This is a genomic window from Myxococcus vastator, assembly GCF_010894475.1.
Lineage (GTDB): Bacteria > Myxococcota > Myxococcia > Myxococcales > Myxococcaceae > Myxococcus > Myxococcus vastator.
In genome coordinates, this window is record NZ_JAAIYB010000785.1 from 1 (window position 1) to 1,868 (window position 1,868).

Annotated in this window: 2 protein-coding genes; one reads left to right on the forward strand and one right to left on the reverse strand. The window is 67.7% G+C overall.

Features of this window, described 5'->3' with window-relative positions; genetic code table 11:
- The first annotated feature begins 55 nt into the window (after nt 1-55).
- Nucleotides 56-436 (forward strand): winged helix-turn-helix domain-containing protein, encoded by a 381-nt coding sequence (locus tag G4D87_RS37230; RefSeq protein WP_240358927.1) that lies wholly within the window; start codon nt 56-58, stop codon nt 434-436.
- A 3-nt stretch (nt 437-439) separates the two neighbouring features.
- Here G4D87_RS37230 and tnpC read toward each other — a convergent pair whose 3' ends face one another.
- A complete protein-coding gene (gene tnpC / locus G4D87_RS37235) occupies nt 440-1,852 on the reverse strand; it encodes an IS66 family transposase (protein ID WP_163787514.1) in 1,413 nt (470 codons plus the stop codon).
- Between the last annotated feature and the right edge of the window lie 16 nt (nt 1,853-1,868).

Consider the following 1,868-nt stretch of genomic DNA (forward strand, 5'->3'; position numbering starts at 1 on the left):
GTAACCGTTCAGGGGTAGTGTTGAGGCCGTCGTCGCGGTGTGCAACCCGTGGCGGATGCACACGAAAACCCCTGCGACGCTGGAATCGAAGATTGAACGACTGGTCCACGAGCACCTGGTGGAGCAGCAACGCCTGGTGAAGGCGGCGGTGGAGCGAGCGTTCTCGGTGTTGGCTCCCGCGCCCTCCGTGGCGATGCAGCGGCAGGGGACGAGAGTCCGACGCTCTTCAGGTGCCGTCGCCAACCTCGCGAAGCGGTTGTTCGAGGCGGTGCAGGCGTGTCCGGGCGAGACGATGACCGTCATCGCCGCGCACGTCGGAGAAAAGCCACGGGCGCTTCATCGGCCGATGATGCGTTTGAAGCACGAGGGCCGCGTGCGCAGCGCAGGAGAGCGGAACGCGACGCGCTACTTCCCCATGGGCGGGAAGGCCACGTAGCGCTCAGGGCGCGGCGAAGAGCGAGGGCGGGGGCGCCCCCGTCCGGGCGGTGGTGCAGCAGGCCGTCAGGAATTCGAGCACATTCTTTTCCTGCTTGCGGGCGGTGTGCGCCACCGTCATCACCCTCTCGGCGAAGAGGTTCCCCCGGGTGCTCTGCGTGCCGAAGCTTCGCTTGCGCCACAGGACGAAGGCGCGCAACTCGCGCTCCGCGTGGTTATTGGTGGGCTCGACTCCGTCCCTGTCGACGAAAGTCCACAGCGCCGCCCGGTGCTCGAGGATGTCCTCACAGGAGCCGGAGACGTGCGGCAGCCTCGCGGCCACCGCGCGCTCAAGCAAGGCTTCCACCTGGGCACGTACCGGGGCCATGTGCTCGCGCAGCATGTCCCGCTGCAATTCGCCGCTCCGGAGTCGTCCCCAGTAGTCGAAGAGGATGCCGATGTAGTCGAGGAACTCGCGCCCAATCGCTCCGGCTGGCCCGTCGCGCTCCGAGAAGGAAATGGCCTTCCTCAAGAGGTGGGCCCAGCACACCTGCCGCGCTTCCATGGCCCAGAAATTCAGCGCGGTGGCGCGGTCGCTCACGAGGACACCGAGCTTCAGGCCGAAGAGCGCTGCGAGCGTCCGCGACTTGCCGTCCGTCAGAATCTTGAAGACGGTGGCCATTGACGAGGCGATGGTCCACAGCGCGCGCGCCTGGCCACCCTCAAGCCACTGGGTGCCGTCCGTGTGCTTCACCGGCGCCGACAACACCTGAGCCCAGGCCTCGTCCACCGCGGGCTTCACCGCTTCGCTGACGCGCGCCTCGACGGCGCTCACCGCCCCCAGAGAAATGTCGATGCCCAGCACATCCCCCAGAAGCCTCACCGCCGAGCGCCGACTCAGGTGGTAGACGCCCGTCAAAAGGCCAACGACGGCGGATAGCCGCGGCCCGAAGGGCGACGTCGGAATCGGCGCGGTGCTTGCCCACGTCTCATGCTGGCACCTGGGGCACTCCACGCCATGGCGCACCCACTGTGTGACGTGGGCCTTGAGCGGCGGCAATTCCACGGATTGGTAGCGCCGCACCCGCGTGCCGCCTTCGGGCGAGAGGGGAGTCCAGCAATTCTCACACGCGGACGGGAAGAGGTGCTTGAACTCGCTCACCTTCTCCTCGGCAACCAGCGCGCGTGTCAGGCCTTTGTGTCCCGGCTGACCCCCGCGCTTCTTCCCACTCCCACTCCCGCTCTGCTTGCGCCGCTCCGCCTTCTGCCCCGGCGTATCGCTCGACGGTGGCCGGTTCGAGTTGCCCGAATTCCGCCGCAACTGCTCCCGCAGCTCCTGCACCAGTCGAGTCAGCTCCTCGACTTGACGCTCGAGCTCCGCGATGCGCGCATCCTTGGGGTCGACCTCGGCCACGACACGCCGTGTCCCATGCCCCACGCCGCGTCAGCGAGCG